The 24,471-nt window shown below is 71.7% G+C and carries 25 protein-coding genes; 11 read left to right on the plus strand and 14 right to left on the minus strand.

All coding sequences use genetic code 11. The features are described from left to right. Positions 1 to 41: 41 nt before the first annotated feature. The 3 genes from PV963_RS19535 to PV963_RS19545 all read right to left on the minus strand — a co-directional run bounded on the left by PV963_RS19535 (position 42) and on the right by PV963_RS19545 (position 1,884). Entirely contained in the window at positions 42 to 1,157 is a 1,116-nt protein-coding gene (locus PV963_RS19535) for an ADP-ribosylglycohydrolase family protein (RefSeq protein WP_274817024.1), read from the minus strand. 122 nt (positions 1,158 to 1,279) lie between these two features. Beyond that, positions 1,280 to 1,462, minus strand: coding sequence for a hypothetical protein (locus tag PV963_RS19540; RefSeq protein WP_274817025.1), 183 nt, complete (start codon positions 1,460 to 1,462; stop codon positions 1,280 to 1,282). 74 nt (positions 1,463 to 1,536) lie between these two features. Continuing rightward, complete coding sequence (locus PV963_RS19545; protein ID WP_274817026.1) at positions 1,537 to 1,884, minus strand: DUF6247 family protein; 348 nt, start codon at positions 1,882 to 1,884, stop codon at positions 1,537 to 1,539. Between the two features lie 1,210 nt (positions 1,885 to 3,094). Here PV963_RS19545 and PV963_RS19555 point away from each other — a divergent pair. Together PV963_RS19555 and PV963_RS19560 are read left to right on the plus strand one after the other, a co-directional pair. Continuing rightward, positions 3,095 to 3,760, plus strand: coding sequence for a DUF4097 family beta strand repeat-containing protein (locus tag PV963_RS19555; RefSeq protein ID WP_274817027.1), 666 nt, complete (start codon positions 3,095 to 3,097; stop codon positions 3,758 to 3,760). Positions 3,761 to 3,816: 56 nt separating this feature from the next. Next, complete coding sequence (locus tag PV963_RS19560; RefSeq protein WP_274817028.1) at positions 3,817 to 4,632, plus strand: alpha/beta fold hydrolase; 816 nt, start codon at positions 3,817 to 3,819, stop codon at positions 4,630 to 4,632. A gap of 68 nt (positions 4,633 to 4,700) precedes the next feature. Here the strand turns inward: PV963_RS19560 and PV963_RS19565 are convergent, their stop codons facing one another. Together PV963_RS19565 and PV963_RS19570 are read right to left on the minus strand one after the other, a co-directional pair. After that, entirely contained in the window at positions 4,701 to 4,826 is a 126-nt protein-coding gene (locus PV963_RS19565) for a hypothetical protein (RefSeq protein WP_274817029.1), read from the minus strand. 98 nt (positions 4,827 to 4,924) lie between these two features. Beyond that, positions 4,925 to 5,380 carry an ATP-binding protein gene (locus PV963_RS19570; protein WP_274817030.1) on the minus strand — a complete coding sequence of 152 codons (456 nt, stop codon included), beginning with the start codon at positions 5,378 to 5,380 and terminating at the stop codon, positions 4,925 to 4,927. A 113-nt stretch (positions 5,381 to 5,493) separates the two neighbouring features. Here PV963_RS19570 and PV963_RS19575 point away from each other — a divergent pair, with 113 nt between their 5' ends. From PV963_RS19575 to PV963_RS19585, 3 genes are all read left to right on the plus strand, one after another. Then, the gene (locus PV963_RS19575; RefSeq protein WP_274817031.1) at positions 5,494 to 6,306 is read left to right on the plus strand and encodes a helix-turn-helix domain-containing protein; all 813 of its coding nucleotides are present in this window, start codon (positions 5,494 to 5,496) and stop codon (positions 6,304 to 6,306) included. Next, complete coding sequence (locus PV963_RS19580) at positions 6,303 to 6,494, plus strand: DUF397 domain-containing protein (protein ID WP_274817032.1); 192 nt, start codon at positions 6,303 to 6,305, stop codon at positions 6,492 to 6,494. Before PV963_RS19575 ends, PV963_RS19580 begins: the two co-directional genes overlap by 4 nt. A gap of 524 nt (positions 6,495 to 7,018) precedes the next feature. Continuing rightward, positions 7,019 to 7,531, plus strand: a complete 513-nt coding sequence (locus tag PV963_RS19585) for a DUF2165 domain-containing protein (protein WP_274817033.1) — start codon at positions 7,019 to 7,021, stop codon at positions 7,529 to 7,531. Here the strand turns inward: PV963_RS19585 and PV963_RS19590 are convergent. Both PV963_RS19590 and PV963_RS19595 read right to left on the minus strand, forming a co-directional pair. Then, positions 7,524 to 8,084: a hypothetical protein gene (locus tag PV963_RS19590; RefSeq protein WP_274817034.1), complete on the minus strand. Its 561-nt coding sequence runs from the start codon at positions 8,082 to 8,084 to the stop codon at positions 7,524 to 7,526. The two genes, PV963_RS19585 and PV963_RS19590, sit on opposite strands and share 8 nt — an antisense overlap. Positions 8,085 to 8,167: 83 nt before the next feature. Then, on the minus strand, positions 8,168 to 9,166 hold the full coding sequence (locus tag PV963_RS19595; protein WP_342456389.1) for a glycosyltransferase family 2 protein: 999 nt from the start codon (positions 9,164 to 9,166) through the stop codon (positions 8,168 to 8,170). Positions 9,167 to 9,290: 124 nt separating this feature from the next. Between PV963_RS19595 and PV963_RS19600 the strand changes: the two genes are divergently transcribed. Then, entirely contained in the window at positions 9,291 to 9,743 is a 453-nt protein-coding gene (locus tag PV963_RS19600) for a GtrA family protein (protein ID WP_274817036.1), read from the plus strand. 36 nt (positions 9,744 to 9,779) lie between these two features. Next, positions 9,780 to 11,192, plus strand: coding sequence for a hypothetical protein (locus PV963_RS19605; RefSeq protein ID WP_425540922.1), 1,413 nt, complete (start codon positions 9,780 to 9,782; stop codon positions 11,190 to 11,192). Positions 11,193 to 11,437: 245 nt separating this feature from the next. Here the strand turns inward: PV963_RS19605 and PV963_RS19610 are convergent, their stop codons facing one another. From PV963_RS19610 to PV963_RS19625, 4 genes are all read right to left on the minus strand, one after another. Further along, positions 11,438 to 14,023 (minus strand): bifunctional FO biosynthesis protein CofGH, encoded by a 2,586-nt coding sequence (locus tag PV963_RS19610; protein WP_274817037.1) that lies wholly within the window; start codon positions 14,021 to 14,023, stop codon positions 11,438 to 11,440. A 161-nt stretch (positions 14,024 to 14,184) separates the two neighbouring features. Continuing rightward, positions 14,185 to 15,030: an LLM class F420-dependent oxidoreductase gene (locus tag PV963_RS19615; protein ID WP_274817038.1), complete on the minus strand. Its 846-nt coding sequence runs from the start codon at positions 15,028 to 15,030 to the stop codon at positions 14,185 to 14,187. A 54-nt stretch (positions 15,031 to 15,084) separates the two neighbouring features. After that, positions 15,085 to 15,591, minus strand: a complete 507-nt coding sequence (locus PV963_RS19620) for a DedA family protein (RefSeq protein ID WP_274817039.1) — start codon at positions 15,589 to 15,591, stop codon at positions 15,085 to 15,087. Beyond that, positions 15,588 to 16,292 carry a class I SAM-dependent methyltransferase gene (locus PV963_RS19625; protein WP_274817040.1) on the minus strand — a complete coding sequence of 235 codons (705 nt, stop codon included), beginning with the start codon at positions 16,290 to 16,292 and terminating at the stop codon, positions 15,588 to 15,590. The genes PV963_RS19620 and PV963_RS19625 overlap by 4 nt, the downstream gene beginning before the upstream one ends. 135 nt (positions 16,293 to 16,427) lie before the next feature. Here PV963_RS19625 and PV963_RS19630 point away from each other — a divergent pair, with 135 nt between their 5' ends. The 3 genes from PV963_RS19630 (at position 16,428) to PV963_RS19640 (ending at position 19,895) form a co-directional block, all read left to right on the plus strand. Beyond that, positions 16,428 to 17,570, plus strand: a complete 1,143-nt coding sequence (locus tag PV963_RS19630) for a sensor histidine kinase (protein WP_274817041.1) — start codon at positions 16,428 to 16,430, stop codon at positions 17,568 to 17,570. Next, positions 17,567 to 18,217, plus strand: coding sequence for a response regulator (locus PV963_RS19635; RefSeq protein WP_274817042.1), 651 nt, complete (start codon positions 17,567 to 17,569; stop codon positions 18,215 to 18,217). The genes PV963_RS19630 and PV963_RS19635 overlap by 4 nt, the downstream gene beginning before the upstream one ends. Positions 18,218 to 18,365: 148 nt before the next feature. Further along, entirely contained in the window at positions 18,366 to 19,895 is a 1,530-nt protein-coding gene (locus PV963_RS19640; RefSeq protein WP_274817043.1) for a CehA/McbA family metallohydrolase, read from the plus strand. A gap of 7 nt (positions 19,896 to 19,902) precedes the next feature. Here PV963_RS19640 and PV963_RS19645 read toward each other — a convergent pair whose 3' ends face one another. Further along, on the minus strand, positions 19,903 to 20,739 hold the full coding sequence (locus tag PV963_RS19645) for an endonuclease/exonuclease/phosphatase family protein (RefSeq protein WP_274817044.1): 837 nt from the start codon (positions 20,737 to 20,739) through the stop codon (positions 19,903 to 19,905). A gap of 97 nt (positions 20,740 to 20,836) precedes the next feature. On the opposite strand from PV963_RS19645, the gene PV963_RS19650 reads away from it, so the two are divergent. Then, on the plus strand, positions 20,837 to 21,229 hold the full coding sequence (locus tag PV963_RS19650) for a nitroreductase/quinone reductase family protein (RefSeq protein ID WP_274817045.1): 393 nt from the start codon (positions 20,837 to 20,839) through the stop codon (positions 21,227 to 21,229). A 30-nt stretch (positions 21,230 to 21,259) separates the two neighbouring features. Here PV963_RS19650 and PV963_RS19655 read toward each other — a convergent pair whose 3' ends face one another. Beyond that, positions 21,260 to 22,711 (minus strand): aldehyde dehydrogenase family protein, encoded by a 1,452-nt coding sequence (locus PV963_RS19655; protein WP_274817046.1) that lies wholly within the window; start codon positions 22,709 to 22,711, stop codon positions 21,260 to 21,262. Beyond that, entirely contained in the window at positions 22,708 to 24,438 is a 1,731-nt protein-coding gene (locus tag PV963_RS19660) for an N-acyl-D-amino-acid deacylase family protein (RefSeq protein ID WP_274817047.1), read from the minus strand. Before PV963_RS19660 ends, PV963_RS19655 begins: the two co-directional genes overlap by 4 nt. Positions 24,439 to 24,471 lie beyond the last annotated feature (33 nt).

A 24,471-nucleotide genomic window follows, 5' to 3' on the forward strand; every position in this document is an offset into this window, starting at 1 on the left:
CACCCGGCATCCCTGTGACGTCGGCCACAGACCGGTGGCGTTCAGGCCCGGGGGTACCGCGCCAGCCACCCCGGCGACGCGCCTGCCGGGCTGTGCAGGGCCGGGCCCTGGGTCATCTCCATGGCGAAGTCGTCGGCCAGTTCCAGGATCGTGGGACGGCCCTCCAGCTCGGCCAGCCAGGCCGGGGGGAGGGCGGTCTCGCCGTGCAGGGCGCCGAGCAGGCCGCCGGTCAGCGCGCCGGTGGCGGCGGAGGGGCCGTCGTGGTTGACGGCGAGCGTCAGTCCGTGCCGGACGTCGGCGGCGACGAGGGCGCAGTAGACGGCGGCACCGACGAGGCTCTGTGCCGTACCGGCCCCGCACAGCTCCGCCACCCGCTCCGGCCCGGGCAGCCCCTGGCGTACGGCACCGAGCGCGTGCTGGAGCGCGTCCGACACGGGCTGGTGCCCGGGCCGGGCGGCCAGCAGCGCGAAGGCCCGCTGCACGGCACCGTCGAGGCTCTCCCCCAGGGCGAGGGTGTGCACGATCACGGCGTACGCGCCCGCCGCGAGATACGCCGTGGGATGACCGTGCGTCTGCGCCGCGCACTCCACCGCGAGCTGGACGACGAGCTGCGGCTCCCACCCCACGAGCAGCCCGAACGGGGCGGACCGGGCGGCGGCCTCGGGCCCCAGCTCACCGGGATTCTTGGGCGCCTCGGGCGTCCCCATGGTCTCGTCAGCGAGCCCGAGGAGCAGCGCGCGACTCGGATCCCTGCGCGCGTACAGCCACTCCTCCCGCGCGAGCCACCCGTCGTCCTTGCGGCGCTCGTCGGGCCCCCAGTCCCGCTGGGTGGCGGCCCAGCGCAGATAGGCCCGGTGCAGGTCGGTGGGCGGATGCCAGGCGCCGGTGTCCCGCCGTACCTGGGCCCGTATCAGCCCGTCCACGGAGAACAGGGTGAGCTGGGTGAGATGGGTGACGGCACCGCGTCTGCCGTAGGCGGGAGCCAGATCGACCAGCCCCTCCGCCCCGTACGCCTCCCTGATCCCGTCGATCCCCACCCCATCCACGGGCGCACCCAGCGCGTCCCCGACGGCCAGGCCGAGCAGCGTCCCCCGCACCCGGCTACGAAAGTCCTGCTGCTCCGTACGGCCCCAGACGGCACCGGCAGTCGCACCCACCTTGACCTCCCAGGGACCGTCCATACGTACGACAGCTCAGCACTGTAATCGAACGGGGACGGCGGGTTGAGGAGGCGGAATGGGTGAGGGGCGATATCGGGGTGGTGCCCAGTGATCGGTGATCAGCCGTACCAGGTCACGTTGCAGACGTAGACGCACTCATGGCGCGGTACAGCCAGAAAGCTGATGAAGCCACGTCCACCGAGCAGGTCGAACTCGCGCAGCCCGGCCTCCCGATCGAAAGGCCTGCCGACCCTCACGGAGTCGTGCCCGAGCGTCGCCAGCTCGACTGCGAGTCGTTCCACCTCCGCCACTACTCCAGGTGGCAGCCCATTCGTCACATACTCGGCACTCGGGTTGTAGTCCCAGGACCAGTCCGTCACAGCCCTGCCTCTGCCTCTGCGGCCTCCCGGATAGCGCGGATCTCGGCGATAGCGTCGGACGGGTCCTCTTCACCGGCGTCCACGATCCGCTCCAGCTCCCGCAGACGCTCGGCACGCGCCGGGTGTCGTTCGATCGCGACGAACACGGCCCAGGAGTGCACGAAGGCGCGCAGGGGCGCCAGGCTCTGGGTCTGCTGGGCGTTGGTGGTGGCCTCGAAGAGATGCTGCGTGAGCGTGGGCAGGCGACTGGGAGCGATCCGGGCGACGGCATCACGCAGCGCGTCCGGAGTCAGCTGAGGCATGGGGATCAGCGGCCCGTACGGGCCGTCGCTCTGAGCACTCACGGTGACCTCCGGTGCTGGTGTTTCGCTCCTCGTACGGTACCGGCGAACGCCGTGGGGAACCGCTGAGACGGCGCACGCCACATGACTCCTGCCCGGCATGCTCAGGCCACCTTCCGCTCGGTGGTCCGGCTGTCCCGACAAGAGCCCGGGTGAGGAGCGCGAAAGGCTCGTTCGCAGCCGTCGCAGGTCTGGAAGGGGCCCGGGCGGGGGGCGGGGGCAGAACGTGGTGGGGTACGCCCCGCTCCAGCCAGACGGAGACCTCCGGTGCCAGGCGGCGGACGTCGCGTTCGGTGAGGAGGAGGCGGGAGTCCAGGGCACGCAGGCCGGCGAGGAGGTCGGCGGCGCGGTGGGGCGTCGGGGCTGCGGCCTCCGTCCGGCGTGGAGGAGCGGTTAGGCGGTACTCAGGAGTGGGCCGGGGCTTGTTGTACGAGACCGTGCGGGTTACGACTCGGCCGGATTGAAGACGCTCCTTGGTGCGCGTCAGATAGCCGTGTGTCTCCAACTCCCGCAGGGCCGCAGCGATCCGGATCTCGCCTTCGGGGAACTTGGCTGCCAGTGCCTTGATGCCGACCGGCGTCCCGGCGGGAAGCGACTGGATGTGTACCGCCAGACCGATCGCTGTCAGTGACAGGTCCGGGTGCTGGGCGAGATGGTTGCCGACCACGGTGAAGTGGTCGTCGTGGCGTTCCGTCACGTGCTGGACACCGGAAGTGCCGGACTGCGCGCGTGCGGGCGCGCTAGGCTGCCAGTCATCGGGAAGGTCTCTTCTTCCTCGGTGATCAGGCCCTCGCCCTGGGATGCCAGTCCCGGCGGGGGCCGTGTTCATGTGTGCGGTTGTCTGCGCCGACGCTGCACCATCGAGTCCCCTCCGCGCCAGCCGAGTTGGCGATGTTCACCCCTGTGGGTGAGCTGCGGGGGCGGTGGGGGCGGGTTGGTTCTTTTCCCGGTTCTTTGGTCATCGGCGTCGGGCCCGACCGGGTCATGCCGGACCGCGTCCCGGCTCTGCGGCGGCGACTGGCGGGCCTGTGCGTTCACATTCACCCATTGCAACGAGCACTCTCGGGCTCGTTGCGTTAATCCTGAAACCATTGCAACGATCATTGGCTGCTGAGCTGGACTAATAGCGATTACACGCAACGAGTCTGTTGCTAGTCTTGTGAACGCAACGTAGCTTTTCCATCGTCAGAAACGACGAGCCAAGGAGAGCACGATGCAGAAGTTCGACACCCCGGCCCCGATCTCCGCCGTCCTGGACGTCCCCGCCGGACGTATCCAGTTCATCGCCGCGGACCGCGCCGACACCACCGTCGAGGTCCTGCCCGCCGACCCCTCCAAGAGCCGCGACACCAAGGCCGCCGAGAAGACCACCGTCGCCTACGCCGACGGCGTCCTGCGGATCACGGCCTCGGCCTCCGGCAACCAGCTCTTCGGCCCCTCCGGCTCCGTGGAGGTCACCGTCCGGCTGCCCGCAGGCTCCCGTGTCGAGGTCAAGGCCGACAGTGCCGAGCTCCGCGGTGTCGGACGGCTCGGCGACGTCGACTTCGAAGGCGCGTACCGGCGCATCAAGATCGACGAAGCCGCGAGCGTCCGCCTCACCGCGATCGACGGCGACGTCGAGGTCGGCCGGCTGGGCGGCGCCGCGGAGATCAGCACCGCGAGGGGCGACATCCGGATCGCCGAGGCCATGCGCGGCAAGGTCGTGCTCCGCACGCAGTCCGGCGACATCTCGGTCGTCGCCGCCGCGGGTGTCTCGGCCGCCCTGGACGCCGACACCGGCTACGGCCGCGTCAGCAACTCCCTCAAGAACGACGGCACCACCGAACTCGACATCCGCGCCACCACCTCCCACGGCGACATCACCGCCCGCAGCCTCTGAACGAACAGCGCCAGGGCTGACCGGCCCGCGCCCGAGCCCACCACCAGGAGGAACACATGACGAAGAACAGCACTTCATCGACCAGTTCGACGTGGACCGGCATGGTGCCGGTCGACGACACGGCCCTGGCCGTCACCGACACCGGCGGCCCTGGGATCCCGGTGGTCTACCTCAACGGCCAGTTCGCCACCCAGGGGTACTGGCGGCGGGTCATCGCCGAACTCGGGACGGGCTGGCGGCACATCACCTACGACGAGCGGGCCCGCGGCAAGTCGAAGCGTTCGGCGGACTACTCCTTCGAGGCCGCCGTCCGGGATGTCGATGCCGTTCTCGCGGCCAGGGGCGTCGACCGGGCGCTGGTGGTCGGCTGGTCCTACGGGGCGGCAGTCGGGGCGCACTGGGCCCACCGGAATCCGGACCGTGCCGTGGGCGCGGTCCTGGTCGACGGCGCGTTCCCGTACGACTGGCTGGACGAGGCCATGGAGCAGCGGATCCGGAAGCTGTTCCGGCGGTTGGGCTGGTTCATGCCGCTGCTGCGCCCGACGGGCCTGACCCCGCGGATGACCGCCGAACAGCAGGCCGAGAGCAACATCGAGCTCGGCAGGCTCTCCCGGGAGAGCGAGCTGGGCCCCGTGCTGGACGACATCACCGTCCCCGTGCGGTACGTGCTCGCTTCCGGGGCGTCCTTCGGCAGCCGCCGTGGCGAGCAGGAACGGACACGCACCGGCCTCGACGCGGTGACCGCCAGCAACCCGAACATCCGGATCAGCGCGAAGGTCCCCAGCAACCACGGCGCGCTCCTCAAGAAGGATTTCCCGGTCATCGCCGATGCCGTACGCGAGGTCGCCGCCCTCGACCGCGGGGAGCACTGACCGTCATCGCCGTCCGGCTCGACCGCGTCCGTCCCGCACAGGGTCCGCAGTCCCTCGTGCGGGACGTCTCACGCGCCGGCGTCCTCGCCCGGATCCGCAAAGTCCCGCAGCAGGACGTCGGCGTCCTGAGAAGAGCGCAGCCGCACTCCGGGGCCCCCCGTCACGCCCAGATCACGGCACATGGCTTCCCTCATGGCAGGCCCTCTCGGCACCCTGCTGGGTGAGCAACGCGCCCCCGAGCGTGCCCGCCACACCGGCCACGGCTATCAAGACCGCCCCAACGTCCATTGGATCACCCTAGACGGGAGGCAGCGCGCAAGTCCCCGTGCCTCGTGGGCAGTTCGGCCCACACCGTCTTGCCGTGGGCCGGTGCCTCCACCACGCCCCAGCGGTTCGCGTACGCCTCGACGATGCGCAAGCCGCGTCCTCCCTCCGCGTCCTGCTCCACCGGGGCCGGGACGCGCGGGACCTGGTCGCCCCGGGCGTCGGTGACCTCGATACGGAGAGTGCGATCGGCTCGCAGTGTCAGTCGCAGCCGGAAGTCCCTGCCCCGGACCCGTCCGTGCAGCACGGCGTTGGACGCCAGCTCCGCCACCACCTGCGCGGCGGCCTCGTACGGCTCGCCCCACTCGTCGAGTTGGCGTTCGGTGAGCAGCCGGGCCAGTCGAGCACCTCTTCGAGTAGCGGACAGCTGCACCGCGAAGTGGCGGGTGGGGACGGTGATTTGGGCGAGTGATTTCTGGCTCATGTCACCCAGCGTGGCCGCACCTCCCTACCCTGAACAGCAACGACCCCGGTACGGAGAGTGACTGTCCGGACGCGTGGCGGGGTCGTACGGCTCGTACGTCAGGAGGGGAAGGCGTGGAGGACGAGGAAGCGGCGGCCGTGCTCAGGACGGTCGGGCGGCAGATCAAGATGTGGCGCGAGGCCGCGGGGCTGAAGCAGACGGAGCTGGGCTCGGCGATCGGGTACGGCGAGGAGATGGTTTCGTCCGTGGAGCGGGCGAGGCGGATCCCCAAGCCGGACTTCCTGGACAAGACCGACGAGGTGCTCGGGGCCGGGGGCAAGATCTCGGCGATGAAGAAGGATGTGGAGGAGGCTCGGTACCCGAAGAAGGTACGGGACCTGACGAAGCTGGAGGACGACGCCGTCGAGCTCGGCGCCTACGCCAGCCTCCATGTTCACGGTCTGCTCCAGACACCGGAGTACGCACACGCCTTGTACGCGATGCGGCGGCCGGCCTACACCGAGGAGGAGATCGAACGACTCGTCGCCGCACGCATGGCACGGAAGGCCGTTTTCGACAGGGTGCCACGGCCGCTGCTCACCTTTGTCCAGGAAGAGATGACCCTGCGGCGCCCCCTCGGGGGGAGAATGGTGCTGCGCCGGCAACTCGAACACCTGTTGGAGGTCGGTAAGTTGCGGCACGTCGAGATCCAGGTGATGCCCACGGACCGGGAGGATCACGCGGGCCTGATGGGCCCCTTCCGTGTGCTGAAGCTACGAGACGGCAAGGCGCTTGGGCACTCTGCAGGTCAGCTGCACGACAGAGTGATCAGTGAACCCCGGGACGTTCAGGTCCTTGAGATGCGCTATGGAATGATCCGAGCGCAAGCCCTCTCGCCTCGGGAGTCACAGGCCTTCATCGAGAAAGTACTGGGAGAAGAGACATGATCTCCGCGCTGAAGTGGTCCAAGAGCAGCTACAGCGGAAACGACGATGCTGATTGCGTCGAGGTCGCCATATCCCCCACCCACCACCCCACCATCCACATCCGCGACTCCAAGAACAAGGACGCCGCCCGCCTGGCATTTACCGACGGTGCCTGGTCCGAATTCCTGGAGTTCGCGGTGGGACGCTGAGTCTCAGTCCTGGGCGGGGGCCGTTTCAGGGTCAGGAGTCGTGTCGGTCTCCTCGGCCTCCGCTCGCTCCTTCTTGAGAGCGAGTTCCCGGGCCAGGGCCTCCGAGTACAGCCTCATTTCCGCTTCTTTGCGCTCGTCGAACACCGATGCCTCCTTTGAATGCAGGGGTGTTGAGGGTGAAAAGGGGGGGACCGGTCAGGCGGACGCGCGCTGGAACCGGGAACGGCATTGGTCCGGGAGTGAGTGTGCCGACTCGTAGCGGGGTTCGTCGGGAATCAGCCGCCGCACCATCGTCATCGCACACCTCCCAAAAACAACTCGACCAGACCACAAGCCTCTTGGCTCAAAGGTTACCCTGGCACGACGCGATAAGTCACGGTCGGATTACATCCACACACAGGTAATTCGCATGCTGTTCACCCTGCAAGGGCGCCCGGCGGCAGACAGGGCCCGTTCACCGGCCCGGCCCGCTTCCATCGTCATTCTGTCGCGTCGGCGACCGCCGTTCGGGAAGAATGATCGGCATGGCCACCTCCTCCACATCACGCCGCGGCGCGCTGCCTCTCGCCGCCACCCTGCTCACCGCCACCGTCGCCCTCTACATGGCGCTGGTCGCGTTCGGGAACATCACCGACTTCGGCACCAACCAGCAGTTCGTCCGGCATGTTCTGGCCATGGACACCACGTTCAAGGACGAGGACCTGATGTGGCGGGCCATCACGAGTACGGGGCTCCAGGACGCCGCCTACGTCGCGATCATCGCCTGGGAGACCGTCGCCGCGCTCGTCCTCATATACGGGAGCTGGCTGTGGGCCAGACGGGATCAGCAGCAGGCCCGGCGGATGTCCACGTACGGGCTGCTGATGGTGTTGCTGCTGTTCGGCGCCGGGTTCATCGCGATCGGCGGTGAGTGGTTCTCCATGTGGCAGTCGAAGAGCTGGAACGGGCTGGACGCCGCCACCCGGGCGTTCCTGTTCAGCGGGCTCGTGCTGATCGTCAACCACCTGCCGTCCAAGCAGTCGGACCCGGCTACCTGACCACGGTCACCGTCGTACCGACCGTTCCGAACGCCCACAGTGCCGTGCCGTCCGCCTTCCGCATCCTGACTCCGCCCGTCTTGGCGCCGGAGTCGGCGGGAGGCGGCGAGGCGCCGTCGACCGCGTTGGAGAAGGCGACGGAGACGCCGGACTTCGCGGCGAAGTACATGATGTGCTCGATCTGGACGCCGTCGGAGCCGGTCGTGGCCTCGTTGCGGGACGACACCGTGTACGTGCCGGGGTCGGGGCTGACCGTGCCCGGCCACACGGCGAACGTACGGCGGGTCGCCTCGCTCGCGTCGACCAGCCACACCCGCTTCTCGCCGAGGGAGTAGACGATGCGCCGGCCGGTGCCGGAGCCGTCGGGCACCCGGGCCGGGACGGACGCGGTGGGGGTGGGCTGCGCGCCCGCCGACACCGAGGTGCTCGGCTTGGCCGAGGTGGCGGTGGGGTGCGGGCCCCGGTCCGCCTGCACGGCCAGGACCGTCACCGCGGCTATCGCTCCCACGGTCAGCCCGGTCACCCAGGCCCACGAAGGAAGTCGGGCAGGCACGGGCACGCATCTCCTCAGTCACGGGACCCCGCGGAACGGGGGTTCCGATCATCGTACTGCGAGAGCGTTGTTCCCCAGGCGGCTCAGGGGCCGTCGACGGCCTTCCGGACCGGTACGGGGCCGGTGCCGGCTCCGTGGACGGTGTAGCGCGGAGTGCGGACGGGGGCCGGGTAGGAGAGGTGCACGAGCCGGGTCTGCTCCTGCCGCATGTGGGTGAGCGACTCGAGGATGTAGCCAACGAGCAGGACGAGCGCGGCGATGGTCATGATCGCGGCGGCGAGGATCGCCGTGGGGAGGCGGGGCACCGTGCCCGTGCGGACGAACTCGGCGATGACGGGGATGCCGAGGACGACCGAGATCAGGGCCAGGACGCCGGCGATCACGGTGTGGACGAGGGAGGGGCGCTCGCGGCGCGCCAGGTCGAGGATGACGCGCAGGATGCGCCAGCCGTCCCGGTAGGTGCGCAGTTTGCTCTCGCCGCCGGCGGGCCGGACCCGGTAGTCCACGACCACCTCCGCCGTGGGGAGACGGAGGTGGAGTGCGTGGATCGTCATCTCGGTCTCGGTCTCGAACTCCCGGGCCAGCGCCGGGAAGGACTTCACGAAGCGGCGGGAGAAGACCCGGTAGCCGCTGAGCATGTCGGTCACGTCATTGCCGAACAGGGACCGCACCGCCCCGGTGAGCAGTTTGTTGCCGACCGCGTGTCCGGTCCGGTAGGCGCCGTCGTCCGTCACCCGGCGGGCGCCGACTACCTGGTCGTACGGCCCCTCGAAGAGCAGGTCCACCATGTCCCGGGCGCGTGAGGCGTCGTAGGTGTCGTCGCCGTCGATGATGAGCAGGGCGTCGGCGTCGACATCGGCGAAGGCGCGGCGGATGACGTTGCCCTTGCCCTTGCGGGGCTCCTGCCGGACGATCGCGCCCGCCGCGCGGGCGACGTCCACGGTGCGGTCGGTGGAGGCGTTGTCGTAGACGTAGACGACGGCCTCGGGGAGGGCCGCGCGCAGGTCGCGGACCACTTTGCCGACGGCCGCCTCCTCGTTGTGGCACGGCACGACACACGCGATCGTCGGTTCCACGACCACTCCCCACTCCTCGACTGAGCCGGTGTCGAATAGTCACATATGGGTAAATCATGCGGTATGCGCGCGTCCATGAGGTGGGGGCGCGCCGGGTGGCTACTCTCGCTCTGTGCCGGTTCTCGCCTCTGTGACACGTTCCGTCCGTGATGCCGTACGGGGTGTCTGGCGCGAGGCCGCCAAGTTCTCAGTCGTCGGGGCCCTGGCCTTCGTCGTGGACAACGGCGGCTACAACCTGCTGGTCTTCGGGCTGCCCGGCGGCGCGGCGGGCGGGCCGATGGAGGCCGCTCCCGTCCAGGCGTCCGTCGTCGCGACGGGTGCCGCCGCGCTGTTCAGCTGGGCCGGGAACCGCTACTGGACCTACCGGCATCAGCACCGCGAGAAGGTGGCCCACGAACTGGGCCTGTTCCTCCTCGCGAACGCTTTCGGTCTCGCCATCACGGCGGGCACGGTCTTCGTGTCCCGGCAGATGCTCGGGCTCGACTCGCCGCTCAGCGACAACACCGCCCGCATCTTCGGCTGGGTGCTCGCGACCCTGTTCCGCTTCTACGCCTACCGGCGCTACGTCTTCGTCGCACCCTGAGCCGTCGACATCCGGCGAGCCGCTAGCATCCGGCATATGGGACAAATGCCATGGGTGTCGCATGCGCAGCGCTGGGTCTTGGGGCTGGCCGGCATCGCCGCGGTCTGCTGCCTGGGCACGATCCTCGTGTTCGCCCCCGGCTACCTGAGTCCCGACAGCCTCGACCAGCTCCGGCAGGCCAGGGGGCAGACGCCGCTGACCGACTGGCACCCGCCCGTGCTGAGCCTGGTGTGGCGTGCGCTCATCGCGGTGACCGGCTCGATCGCGTCCATGGTCGTCCTCCAGGCCGTTCTCTTCTGGGGAGCGCTCTGGGTACTGGCCTGGTGCGTCTGGGAGCTGACCGCGAGCCGCGGCGGTTCACTCGCCGTACTCGGCCTCGGTCTGGCTCCCTTCGTGCTGACGTTCGTCGGGGTGGTGTGGAAGGACGTCCACGTGGCGGTCGCACTGCTCGCCGCGTGCGCGGTCGCGCTCACCGGGCTGCGGCTGCGGGACCACCGGCCTCCTCGTCCCGCCGTGCGGTGGGGGCTGCTCGGGCTGGGCGTGCTGTTCCTCGCGTACGCCATGCTGGTGCGCAAGAACGCCTTCTTCGCCGCGCTCCCCGTCTTCGTCATGCTGGTCCTCGCACTGTGGCGCGCTCCCGGGCGCCGTACGTGGGTGACGTGCACGGCGGCGCTCGTGGCCGCCCTCGTCGTACCGTCCGCCGCCATCTCCCTGTTCGCGCGGCCCCTCCAGACGAAACAGGAAGCGCAGATCATGCTCGACGACCTGGTCCACGTACTGGAGGTGGACGAGCTCCGGACGGCGGACGTGCCACCCGGTCTCAGGGACCGGCTCGTGGCCTCCGCGCAGGAGTGCGAGCGCGTCGGGGCACTGTCGGACGCCTACTGGGCCTGCTACGAACGCCCGGCGGACGGGCTGCGCGGGGACTCGGGGGAGATCACGTCCCTGTGGCTGCGCGAGATGAGCGGGCATGTGCCGCACTATCTCCAGTACCGGCTGCGGCTCTTCACGACTCTGCTGTTCGAGACCGACGATCCGTACAAAGCGGGGGTCAGCCGCAATGACCTGGGCATCGAGGTGGCGCATCCCCGGCTGGAGGACATGCTCGGCACGTACGTCAACGGCATGGTGACGGACGTGCGGTGGCTGTTCCGCGGGTGGTTCTGGCTCGCCGTCGCGCTGGTGCTGGCCATCCGCCCGGGCAAGGGCCGGTTTTCGATGCCGGTCCGGGCGCTGGGCATCAGCTCGGCGGCCTACATCCTCGGCTATCTGCCGATCATGCCCGCGACGGACTTCCGCTACGTCTACTGGCCGGCGATCGCCTGCACGCTCGGCCTGCTCCTGCTCTGGCTGGGCCGGGGCACGGCTCTCCCACCGCCGAAGAGCCCCGGCGCCGCGCCCGACCGTGCCGTGACGGCACAGCAGCCTGCGGACGCCGGGGGCCGGTAGACCCCTCGGTCAAGAACCGGCAGCAGCGCCGGCAGAAGCCCGTCCGACGCCTCCGCCGCCCGCTGCCGCTCCTGCGGGACCCCACCCACGGGTGTTCCGACGGCTTCGCCCGCCGGGCCCGCGCTACCGGCTGAACCGGGACACGGCGTCCCGCCGTCATCGGCCCCCGGAACCAGAGCGGGTCGCACGGTGACGGCGCATCAGCCGTCGGGCGCCGGGGCGAGCAGACGGCCTCGCTCCGCCGCTCAGTCCAGCACCGGCAACAGCTCCGGCAGATGCCCGTCCGACGCCTGCGCCACCCGCTGCCGTTCCTGCGGGACCTCCCCGTACAGGGTGTTCCGGGGTTTCGCCGGGCGGCCCGCGGCGTCGGCCACCGCGATGAGGTCCTTGACCGACTTGTAGGAGCCGTACGAGGAGCCCGCCATGCGGGAGATCGTCTCCTCCATGAGCGTCCCGCCGAGGTCGTTGGCGCCCGAGCGGAGCATCTCGGCCGCGCCCTCGGTGCCCAGCTTCACCCAGCTGGTCTGGATGTTGGGGATGTACGGGTGCAGCAGGAGCCGGGCCATGGCCGTGACCGCGCGGTTGTCCCGCATGGTCGGGCCGGGGCGGGCGATGCCCGCGAGGTACACGGGCGCGTTGGTGTGCACGAACGGCAGCGTCACGAACTCGGTGAAGCCGCCGGTGCGCTGCTGGATGCCGGCGAGGGTGCGCAGGTGGCCCAGCCAGTGGCGGGGCTGGTCGACATGCCCGTACATCATCGTCGAGGACGACCGGATGCCCAGCTCGTGGGCCGTCGTCACGACCTCGATCCAGTCCGCGGCGGGCAGCTTGCCCTTGGTGAGGATCCAGCGGACCTCGTCGTCGAGGATCTCGGCGGCGGTGCCCGGGATGGTGTCCAGGCCCGCCTCCTTGGCCGCCGTCAGCCACTCGCGGATCGACATGCCGGTACGGGTCGCGCCGTTGACGACCTCCATCGGCGAGAAGGCGTGCACGTGCATGCCGGGGACGCGTTCCTTCACGGCCCGCGCGATGTCGAAGTACGCCGTGCCGGGCAGGTCCGGGTGGATGCCGCCCTGCATGCAGACCTCCACCGCGCCGACGTCCCAGGCCTGCTGGGCCCGGTCGGCGACCTGGTCCAGGGACAGGGTGTAGGCGTCGGCGTCCGTGCGGCGCTGGGCGAAGGCGCAGAAACGGCAGCCCGTGTAGCAGACGTTGGTGAAGTTGATGTTGCGGGTGACGATGTAGGTGACGTCGTCGCCGACGGCCGACCGGCGTACGTCGTCGGCGATCCGCGCGAGGGCGTCCAGGGCCGGGCCGTCCGCGTGCAGCAGGGCCAGTGCCTCGTCGTCGGTGAGCTTCGTGGGGTCGTCGGCCGCCGTGCGCAGGGCCTGCCGTACGTCGGTGTCGATGCGCTCCGGTGCCATGCCCGGCGCTGCCGCCTCGCGCAGGGCGCCCCAGTCGCCGTACACCTCGTCGAAGTCGTCGCGGCGGTCCGAGCTGCGGCCCTCGCTGTCGATCGAGGTGTGCAGGTCCGTGCGGCCGGAGGCGACGAAGACCTCCTCCGGCTCCTGCCACGGCAGGCCCTGCGGCAGGGCCTCGGGGCTGGCCAGGCCGGTGGCCGGGTCGGCCAGCGCCGCCACGTGCGGACGCAGCCGCGGGTCCAGCCAGGGCTCGCCGCGCCGCACGAACTCCGGGTACACGCAAAGGCGTTCCCGCAGTTCGAAACCGGCCGCGCGGGACTTCTCGGCGAGCTGGTCGATCTGCGGCCAGGGGCGCTCGGGGTTGACGTGGTCGATGGTCAGCGGGGACACCCCGCCCCAGTCGTCGATGCCGGCGCCGATCAGCCGCTCGTACTCGTCGTCGACGAGGTTGGGCGGGGCCTGGATGCAGCCCGAGGGGCCCATGAGGAGGCGGGCGACGGCCACCGTGGCGACGAGTTCGTCCAGTTCCGCGTCGGGCATGCCGCGCATCGCGGTGTCCGGCTTGGCGCGGAAGTTCTGGATGATCAGCTCCTGGACGCCGTGGTAGGCCCGGGAGACCTTGCGCAGAGCGAACAGGGACTCGGCGCGCTCCTCGTAGTTCTCGCCGATGCCTATGAGGATGCCCGAGGTGAAGGGCACGGAGGAACGCCCGGCGTCCTCCAGCACCCGCAGCCGCACGGCGGGCTCCTTGTCGGGAGAACCGTGATGCGGACCGCCCGGCTCGGACCAGAGGCGGGTCGCGGTGGTCTCCAGCATCATGCCCATGCTGGGCGCGACGGGCTTCAGCCGCTGGAAGTCGGTCCAGCTCATGACGCCCGGGTTCAGATGGGGAAGAAGGCCCGTCTCCTCCAGGATGCGGACGGAGATGGCGCGGACGTAGGCGATGGTGTCGTCGTAGCCGTGCGCGTCGAGCCACTCGCGCGCCTGAGGCCAGCGGTCCTCGGGCTTGTCGCCGAGGGTGATGAGGGCTTCCTTGCAGCCCAGGGCGGCGCCCTTGCGGGCGATGTCCAGCACCTCGTCGGGGGACATGAACATCCCGTGGCCCTCCCGGCGCAGCTTGCCGGGGACGGTGACGAACGTGCAGTAGTGGCACTTGTCCCGGCACAGCCGGGTCAGCGGGACGAAGACGCTCTTGGAGTACGTGATGACGCCGGGCCGGCCGGCCGCCTCGAGACCCGCGTCCCGCACCCGGGCGGCCGAGGCCGCCAGGTCCTCCAGGTGCGCGCCCCGGGCCTGGAGCAGGACGGCCGCCTCGGCGACGTCGAGGGAGACGCCGTCCCTGGCCCGTTTCAGGGCGCGACGCATGGAGTTCTCGGTGGGTCCGGTTCCGGAGGTCGCGGAAGTCGTCATCCTTCGAGCATACGAGTGCGCTGATCAACTCAGCCGAGGCCCGTCAGTGGAAGGCCGGCCATGGCAGCTCGGGACCGGGTGGGTCACAGGACCCTTCCAGGGCCCCTCTACGAGTCCCAGACCGCCCAGCGGGCGAACTCGCCTTCCTGACAGAGGTGTTGTCAGAGGTACCCGTGAAGCCTGTCCAGGGCCTTCAGGACCTCCGCCTCCCCCGCCGGCGGCAGTTGTGCCACGACCTCCTCGATGCCGAGGTCGGCGTAGTGGGCGAGCTTGCTCGGGGTCGGGTGGACCGCGTACGGGACGACGTGCAGGCCCTCGGGGTCGCGGCCCGCTTCGGTCCAGGCGGTGCGCAGCTGCGGCAGGGACTCGGAGAGGCCGCGGCCGCCGATGGGGAGCCAGCCGTCGGCGTACTCGCAGATGTGGGCGAACAGTTTCGGCCCGGCGGCGCCGCCGACGAGCGTGCGCGGGCCGACGACCGGGCCGCGCGGCTTCTGGACGGGCTTGGGGTGCGCGTGACTGGCCCGGACGCTGCCGAACTCCCCCTCGTACGCGACCGGTTCCTGCGACCACAGCGCCCGCATCAGCGCCATCCGGTCCCGGACCAGCTCGCGCCGGGTGCGCCACCGTACGCCGTGGTCGGCGGCCTCCTCGACGTTCCAGCCGAAGCCGAGCCCGAGCGTGAACCGGCCACCGGACAGGTGGTCCAGGGTCGCGACCTGCTTGGCCAGGTCGATCGGGTCGTGCTGGGCGACGAGCGTGATGCCCGTGCCGAGGCCGAGCCGCTCGGTGACGGCGGCGGCCTGGCCGAGCGCCACGAACGGGTCGAGGGTGCGGCCGTACTCGCGCGGCAGCTCGCCGCCCGCCGGGTACGGGGTGGTCCGCTCGACGGGGATGTGCGTGTGCTCGGGCAGATACAGCCCGGCGAAACCGCGGTCCTCCAGCTCGCGGGCGAGCCGGGTCGGGGTGATCGTCTCGTCGGTGAGGAAGATCGTTACGGCGATGCGCATGACCTATCTGTACCTGAGCAGGACCCGAGTATCCATACCGACCAGTCGGCATCCTCAGGTGGCCGTCGCCAGCGCCGCGTAACCCGTGCCGGCCTCGGCGGTGGCCCACAGCACGGCGGCGACCGCGCTGTAGGGCGCGATGCGGCGGTAAGGCAGCCGGGTGGCGCCCGCGAGGTGCGGGGTGAGCGTGCGGAGCACCGGAACGAAACGGGCCAGGAACACCGCCCGGCCGCCGCAGCGGTCCATCCGGGTCTCGGCGTTCCGCCAGGCGGTGGCCGGGACCCGGCTGCCGAGGCGTCCCGTGCGCAGGCGGTCGCCGAGCAGGGCTCCGGTGCAGTGGCCGAGCAGGTCACCGGCCACCGCGGCGCCCGCCGTGACCCCGACGACGAGCGGCAGGCTCAGGTGCCCGGCGCGGGCCAGCGCCCCGGCCGCCAGCAGCAGGCCGAGGGTGGGGACGAAGGCGCCGACCAGCAGGACGGACTCGGCCAGGACCGCCGCCGCGAGGACCGCGTAGGCGGTGGTGGCGGAGACCTGGCCGAGGAAGTCCGACGGGACACTCACCGGCGGGCTCCCGTGCCGGTGACGTCCCGCAGCCCGTCCCGCGGGTCCGGCGCGTCGCGGTACGGGCGCCGCAGCTGCCAGACCCTGGCCGGGGGCAGGTTCGCCCACACCGACCAGCGGCCGGTGGCGTACCGGCGCTGGTAGGCGGCCATGACCTCCTCGACGGCGTGGTGCCGGCGGGCCTGCGCGCGGGAGGACAGCAGGGCACGGGCCTGCCGGGTGCCCCGGTAGGCGAAGTAGGTGAGGGTGCCGCCGGGGTGGAGGAGCTCCAGGTACCGGGCCATGATCGTTTCGGTCTGGCCGGGCGTGAAGTTGGTCAGGGGCAGGCCGGAGACGATCACGTCGTAGCGCTGCTCGCCCGGCAGCTCCTCGACGTAGGAGCGGTGGACCCGGACCCGCTCCGGCTCCCCGGCCAGGAGGGGGTGCGTGTCGGCCAGGCGGCGCAGCCGGCCGGTGAAGCGGGGGTTGGCCTCGACGACGTCCAGGCGGCTGCCCGGCGGCAGCTGCGGAATGAGGGCGCGGGTGACCGCGCCGGTTCCGGCTCCCGCCTCCAGGACGGTCAGCGGTCGTGGTGCGAGGGCCCGCACCGGGTCGGTCAGCGCACGGGCCAGGGCCTTGCCGCTGGGGGCGACGGCCCCCGTGGTGCGCGGATCACGGGCCGCTTCGGTGAGGAACGTCCAGTCCATGGTTCGGGAATCCATGGTTTCGACGCTAGGAAGCAGACCATGCCCGGAAATCCTTCGTTGTGCGGCGGTCTTCCTCTACGAAAGTAGGGGGTCGAGGGCGACCGAGGTCGGAGGCCGGACGGGCCCGGCCAGCCTAGGATCCGGGGAGTGATGCGGAGAGTGAGCCTGCTGTGGGGCACCTACGGGCGCTGGTGCCTGGTCGTGCTGCTGACCGCCCTCGCCGTGCTGAACAGCGCCTCCACCGCCGGCGGCCGGTACGTCACGCCGGTCACGGTGACGGCGGTGCTGTGCGGACTGGCCCTGCTGGTGCGCCGGTTGCCCTGGTACGCCGCCGCCCTGCCGGCCACCGCGGCGACCGGGCTGTGGGGGTGGCCGCTGCTGCCGCTGCTCCTCGTCGTGCTGTTCGACCTGGCGGCCCGCCGGCGTGCCCGGATCGCGGTGGGCTGCGCCGCGGTCGCGCTGGGCGCCAACCTGCTCATCCCCCCGGCGGTCTCGCTGTGGACCCCGCAGCAGTACGGCTCCACCCTGTTCGTGCTGCTGGCCCTGGTCGGCGGGCTGTGGGTGGGCAACCGCCGCCGGCTGCTGACGGCGCTGGGCGACCAGGTCGAGCACCTGCGGATCGAGCGGGAGTTGCGCGAGGAGGCCGCCCGCGCCGCCGAGCGGTCCCGGATCGCCGCGGAGATGCACGACGTACTGGCCCACCGCCTGAGCCTGATCGCCCTGCACACGGGCGTCCTCGCGACGCGCAGCGAGCAGTTGCCCGCGCCGGTCGTGGAACGCCTGGCCCTGCTGCGCACCGCCTCCACCGAGGCCCTGGCCGACCTCCGCGACGTCCTCGGAGCCCTGCGCGACCCCGGCTGCGAGCCCACCGAGGCCGCTCCCGTCCCCGTCCTGCGCGACGTGGACGCACTGGTCGAGCAGGCACGGGCGGCGGGGCAGCAGGCCGAGCTGCGGGTGGAGGGCCGGCCCGAGCAGGCTCCCGCCGCCCACCGGCTGGCCGTCTACCGGCTCGTCCAGGAAGCGCTGACGAACGCCCGTAAGCACGCCGGGGGCGCCCCGGTGCGCATCCAGCTCTGCTACCGGCCGCCCGCCACCACCGTGGAGGTCACCAACGCCCCCGGCAGCCCGGCCGCACACGCCGTCGCCTCCGGTTTCGGGCTGGTCGGCCTGCGCGAGCGCGTCACCGCCCTCGGCGGCCAGCTGCACGCCGGACCCGGCGGGGCCGGCAGCTGGCGGCTGGCCGCCCGCATCCCGCACCCCGCCGCCCTCGTACAGAACGGCACCCCCACATGATCCGCGTCCTGATCGCCGACGACGACGCCCTGGTCCGCCTGGGCCTCACCGACCTCCTCGACGGCGACCCCGGGATCGAGGTCGTCGCCCAGGCGTCCGACGGCCTGCACGCCGTCGAGCAGGCCACCGCGCACCGCGTCGACATCGCCCTCGTGGACGTCCGTATGCCCCGCATGGACGGCATCACGGCCACGGCCCGGCTGCGCGCCCTGCCCCACCCGCCGCGGGTGATCACGCTGACCACCTTCGATCTCGACGAGTACGTCTACGACGCCCTCGCGGCCGGGGCCGACGGCTTCCTGCTGAAGGACACGGACCCGGCCGAGATCCTGCGCGCCGTCCACCTCGTCGCCGCCGGCTCGGCGATGCTCCACCCCAGCGCCGCCCGCCGCCTCATCGACCGCCACCACCGCTCCGGCGGCCCGCAGGCGACCGCCGCCCGCGCCCGGCTCGACCGGCTCACACCCCGGGAACGCGACGTGCTGACCCTGCTCGCCCAGGGCGAGACCAACGCCGACATCGCCGACCGCCTCGGCATGCGCGAGAGCACCGTCAAGGCCCACGTCAGCCGCATCCTCACCGCGCTGGAGGTCACCAACCGGGTGCAGGCGGCCCTGCTGGCCCGCGACGCCGGGCTCACCGCCTGAACTCCCCGGCCGACCCGGCCTGTTCGGCTGCTTCCCGCCCCCGGATTCCCTTCCCTTACACGCCGGTTCACGGCTCAATACAAGGGTTGCACGCACCACCCCCGCACCACCCATGCCTTGTCACCGACGACACCTGGGGAGCAGCAGCATGTGCGAGGACAACCACGGCGGGCTCGGCCGGCGCGCTCTGTTCGTGACGGGAGCGGCCGCCGCGCTTACGTTGGGAAGCGTGAGCTTCGCTTCAGCGGCCGACGGGAACCAGGACGACGGGGACCAGGAGAGCAGAACGGTGCGCGGCACCCTGCCGCCCGGCTCCCCGGACTTCGTGTACGTGCCGGTCGAGGTCCCGGCCGGGGTCCGGGAGATCAAGGTCGCCTACACCTACGACCGCCCGTCCGTCCCGGCCGGCACGACCGGCAACGCCCTCGACATCGGCATCTTCGACGACCGCGGCACCGAGCTCGGCGGCCGGGGCTTCAGGGGCTGGTCGGGCGGGGCGCGCACGGAGTTCTTCATCCGCGCGGACGAGGCCACGCCCGGCTACATCCCGGGCCCGGTGCGCGAGGGCACCTGGCACATCGCGCTCGGCCCGTACACGGTCGCCCCGCAGGGCCTGTCGTACGAGATCACGATCACGCTGACGTACGGCGAGCCGGGCGAGGCCGCCCGGCCGGTGTATCCGCCGGACCGGGCCAGGGGCCGGGGCCGTGCCTGGTACCGGGGCGACTGCCATCTGCACTCCTGGTACTCCGACGGCCGCCGCACCCCCGCCGAGATCGGGGCGCTGGCGCGGGCGGCGGGGCTGGACTTCATCAACTCCTCCGAGCACAACACGCACGCGGCGCACGCCCACTGGTCGGACGTGGCCGGGGACGACCTGCTGGTCATGCTGGGCGAGGAGGTCACCACGCGCAACGGTCACGTCGTCGCGCTCGGCACCGACCCGGGGACCTTCGTCGACTGGCGCTACCGGGCCCGCGACAACCGCTTCGGCCGCTTCGCCCGCCAGATCCGCCGCGCCGGGGGCCTGGTCGTCCCGGCCCACCCGCACGCCACGTGCGTCGGCTGCAACTGGAAGTTCGGCTTCGGCGAGGCGGACGCGGTCGAGGTGTGGAACGGCCCCTACACGCCCGACGACGAGGTGGCCCTCGCCGACTGGGACAGCATGCTGGTGGCGTCCGTGCGGGACGGGCGCGACTGGATCCCGGCGATGGGCAGCAGCGACGCCCACCGCGACCCGGACGCCGTGGGGCGCCCCCAGACGGTCGTCCTGGCCGACGAGCTGACCCGCCGGGCGATCCAGGAGGGCATCCGGGCGGGACGGTCGTACATCGCCGAGTCCGCCAAGGTCGAGCTGTCGTTCCGGGCGTACGGTGCACGCGGCGAACACGCGGGCATCGGCGAGCGGTTGCGGGTGGACCGCGACACCCCGGTCACCGTCCGCCTGGAGGTCACGGGCGCCCCGCGCTGCACGGTCCGCTTCATCACCGACCAGGGCGTGCTGCACACCAGCGCCCCGCTGCCGGTGTCCGGCTCGGGTGTCGTCGAGTGGCGGACGACGCCGTCCTACGCGGCGTACGTACGGGCGGAACTGCGGCACGAGGCGGCGGCGGGGCCGGTGCCGGGGGTGCTGGCGGCGTTCACGAACCCGATCTTCCTGGGGCGCGCCACGGGATGAGGTGACATCAGCCCCGGTCGGGGTCCGGCCCCTCCGCCAGGTCGGCCACGACCGCCGCGTGGTCGGAGGGCCACACCCCGTCCACCGGGCCGTGGCACGCCCGCCGGACGTCCCGTACGCGGCCGAGTCCGCCGGGGCCGGGTAGGCCCACGTGGATGTAGTCGATGCGCACGCTCGGCTCGTGGGTCTGCGCCACGTAGGGGTTGGCCGCGTCCCAGGTGGCGGAGGGGGCGGCCGGGTCGGCGTACTCCCAGGCGTCGAGGAGGACCTGGCGGGGGACGGCCGGGGCGGTCTTGTAGCCGCCGAGGAGGCGGATCTCGTCGGAGTCGGGCCAGGCGTTGAGGTCGCCGGTGACGACGGGCGGGAACGGGGTGTCGCCGCGGCGCCGGGCGACGAACCCTGCGAGCGCGGCGACCTGGCCGCAGCGGACCGCGGAGGCGTCCGGGGCGGAGGCGAAGTGGGCGGTGAAGAAGGGGATTTCGTGGGCGGGGCCGGCCAGGCGGGCGTAGAGGGCCAGCCGGCCGTCGTTCACGTCGGCCGGGGCGGGCAGCGGCAGCACGTCCCGGTCCACGACCGGCCATCTGCTGAGCACGGCGTTGCCTATGTCCACGGTGGGATCCCCGATCCGCCGCCGCCAGCGCTCCGGGGCGGGCGAGGGGGCCCAGGCGCAGTGCAGGCCCAGCTCACCGGCCAGCCACTCGGCGAGGTTCTCGCCGTCGGCGGCCCACACCTCCTGGAGGCCGACGACGTCGGGGCGCAGCTCCCTCAGGGCCGTGAGAATCGCCTTCTGCCGTGCCTGCCAGGGCCCGAAGCGCCACCACAGGTTCCAGGTCACGATCCGCATCCGCAACCACCCGCTCTCGTCCCGCCGCGTCAGGGATCATTGAAGCAGGAACCATTGAAGAAACCGTGAGAGCTTGGTGCGAAGGAGACCCCCGACGATGTCCCGCCTCACCGACCTGAGGTTCCGCGCCGCCACGTCCTTCCAGCGCCGCATCAACCCGCTCATGCGCCGCCTCCCCCTCCAGACGGTCCTGGAGACGAAGGGCCGCGTCTCGGGCCTGCCCCGCCGCACACCGGTGGGCGGCCGCCGCGTCGGCGACTCCTTCTGGCTGGTGTCGGAGTTCGGCGAACGGTCGCAGTACGTGCGCAACATCAAGGCCGATCCGCGGGTGCGGGTGCGGATCCGGGGGCGCTGGCACACGGGGACCGCGCGCCTGCTCCCGGACGACGATCCCGTGGCGCGGCTGCGCCGGCTGCCCAGGTTCAACGGCCTTGGGGTGCGGGCGTTCGGGACGGATCTGCTGACGGTGCGGGTGGATCTGGCGGACTGACGGCCCCCTGGCGCCCCCGGCGCACGGTCCTCACCCCGGCCAGACGACCGCCTGTACCTCGCTGTACGCGTGCAGGGCGTACGAGCCGACGTCCCGGCCGACACCGCTCTTCTTGAAGCCGCCGAAGGGGGCCTCCATGTTGCGGCCCACGGTGTTGATGCCGACGCCGCCGGCGCGCAGGCGGCGGGCCACGCGGAAGGCCCTGGCCACGTCGGACGACCAGACGTAGTCGATGAGGCCGTAGTCGGTGTCGTTGGCCAGGGCCACGCCCTCCTCCTCGTCGTCGAAGGGGATGACGACCACGACCGGGCCGAAGATCTCCTCGCGGGCCACGCGCATGTCGTTGGTGCAGTCGGCGAGGAGGGTGGGGGTGACGTAGAAGCCGGTCGGCAGGCCGGGGCGTTCGCCGCCCGTGACGGCCACCGCGCCTTCCTTGCGGCCCAGTTCGACGTACGACTCGACCCGGTCGCGGTGTGCCGCCGAGATCACCGGCCCGACCACCGTGTCCGGCTCCCGGGGATCCCCCACCTTCAACCGGCGTGCATATTCGGCCAGTTGCCCGACCAGGCGGTCGTGGATCCCGCGCTGCGCCAGCACCCGGGTCGGTGCCGTGCAGATCTGGCCGCTGTAGAAGGAGAAGGTGGTGCCGATCCCGGCGACCGCCGAGCCGATGTCGGCGTCGTCGAGGACGATCGCCGCGCCCTTCCCGCCCAGCTCCATCAACTGCCGCTTCATGTCGCGGCCGCACACCTCGGCGATGCGCTGCCCGACCGCCGTGGAGCCGGTGAAGCTGACCATGTCGACGTCCGGCGACGCCACGGCCGCCTCACCGACCTCGGTCCGTGCGCCGCTGACCACGTTCACCACGCCCGGCGGCACACCGGCGGCCTCCAGCGCCTGAGCCATCCGGTACACCGACAGCGGATCCTGGGGTGCCGGCTTCACCACGACCGTGTTGCCCATGGCCAGGGCGGGGGCGATCTTGCCGGCCGGGTTGGCCCAGGGGTTGTTGTACGAGGTGACGCAGGTGACCACCCCGACGGGCTGGCGGACGGCGAGCGCGCCCATGACGGCCGCCCTCCCCATCGGTCCCGCCTCGTTGATCTGCGGCGGGATCGCCCACTCGGCGGGCTCCACACGCGCGTAGCGCCGGAAGCGGGCGGCGGCGACCGCGACCTGCATGCCGCGTGCGGTACCCGTGGTCGCGCCGGTCTCCGCCCGGGCCAGCTCGGCGTACGGCACGAGACGGTCCCGGATGATGTCCGCGGCGCGGGCGAGGACCGCGGCCCGCTCCTCCGGAGGCGTGGCCGACCACGGCCCGAAGGCCTCGCGGGCCGCGGCGCAGGCCGCGCGCACCTGATCCCGCGAGGCCTCCGGCGCCCACCCGACGGTCTGCTCGGTCGCCGGGTCGATCACCTCGTAGTGCCCGCCGTCCGGCTCCACCCAGGAGCCGCCGACGAACAACGCCTGCCGTGCCGTCACCTCGTGCTCACCGTCGCCGTGTCCCGTCCCGACCGCAGCACACGCCCCGGCACGGCACCCGTCACCACGTCGTCGCGGATCGCCTCGACCCCGTTGACCCACACGGCCCGTACACCGAGCGCCCGGGAGTCCAGCCGCGGGCTGTCACCCGGCAGGTCGTGCACCAGGGTGGCCGGGCCCGCGTCGATCCGCTCCGGGTCGAACAGGACGAGGTCCGCATGCCAGCCCTCCCGCACCCGCCCCCGCTCCCGCAGGCCGAAGAGCCGGGCCGGGTCGTCGGTCAGCATCTTCACGGCCTGCTCCAGAGCGAGGAGCTTCCGGCCGCGCAGACAGTCCCCGAGGAACCGGGTCGTGTACGGCGCCCCGCACATCCGGTCCAGATGGGCACCCGCGTCGGACCCGCCGAGCAGCACGTCCTCGTGCTGCCAGGTCTGCGCCCGCAGCGCCCAGGACGCCGGGTCGTTGTCGGGCGGCATCGGCCACAGCACCGTGCGCAGCTCGTCGTGGGCGCAGATCTCCACCAGGCACGCGAAGGGCTCCTGGCCGCGCTCCTCGGCGATGTCCTCGACCACGCGCCCCGTCAGCCCGGCGTTCGCCTCGCTGTAGGTGTCGCCGATGACGTACCGCCCGAAGTTCGCCAGCCTCCGGAAGACGCCCGCCTCCTTGGACCGGGCCCGCCGCAGCATCTCGGCCCGTACGTCCGGGTCGCGCAGCTTCTCGATCCGCTCGGGCACGGGCAGCCCGAGAATCGGCCCCCACCCGGGGATGAGGTTCAGCGCACAGAAAGTCCCCAGCGACATGTTCATGGGCGTGAGGATCGGCATGGTCAGGGCCACGACCCGGCCGCCCGCCTTGCGCGCCTGCTCGCTCGCCAGGAGCTGCCGGGGCACCCGCTCGGGCACGGCCGCGTCGATGGTCAGGACGTTCCAGTTCAGCGGCCGCCCCGCCGCCGCGCTCATCTCGACGAACAGGTCGATCTCCGCGTCGCTGAACTGATCGAGACAGCCCGCGACGATCGCCTCGATCTGCGTGCCCTCGTGCTCGCCGACGGCCCGCGCCAGCGCCAGCAGCTCGGCCGGTTCGGCATGCCGGGAGGCGACCGGCTGTCCATCGCCGTCGGAGTGACTGGTCGACTGGGTGGTGGACAACCCCCAGGCCCCGGCGTCCATGGCCTCCCGCAACAGCCCGGTCATCGCCGCCAGTTGCTCCCCGGTCGGCTGCCCGCCGATGGCCTGCGGTCCCATCACGTACCGCCGCAGCGCACAGTGCCCCACCATGAACCCGGCGTTGACGGCGATCCGCCCCTCCAGGGCGTCCAGGTACTCCCCGAAGGAATGCCAGTTCCAGGGCGCCCCCTCCTCCAGCGCCACCAGCGACATGCCCTCGACCTTCGACATCATCCGCCGCGTGTAGTCGGCGTCCTCCGGGCGGTCCGGGTTCAGCGGCGCGAGTGTGAAACCGCAGTTCCCGCCGGCGACGGTGGTGACCCCGTGGTTCAGGGAGGGCGTGGCGTACGGGTCCCAGAAGAGCTGGGCGTCGTAGTGGGTGTGGGGGTCTACGAAGCCGGGGGTGAGGACGAGGCCGTGCGCGTCCTCGACCGACAGGGCTTGCTCGGTGATCGTCCCTACGACGGCTATACGCCCGTCCCGTATGCCGACGTCGGCGGTGTAGGCAGGCGCACCGGTCCCGTCCACGACGGTCGCGCCCTGGATTACGTGATCGAGCATTGGGCTCACCTCCTGATGTGCGGTGGGACGAGT

The sequence above is a fragment of the Streptomyces coeruleorubidus genome (assembly GCF_028885415.1).
Taxonomy (GTDB): Bacteria; Actinomycetota; Actinomycetes; order Streptomycetales; family Streptomycetaceae; genus Streptomyces; species Streptomyces coeruleorubidus_A.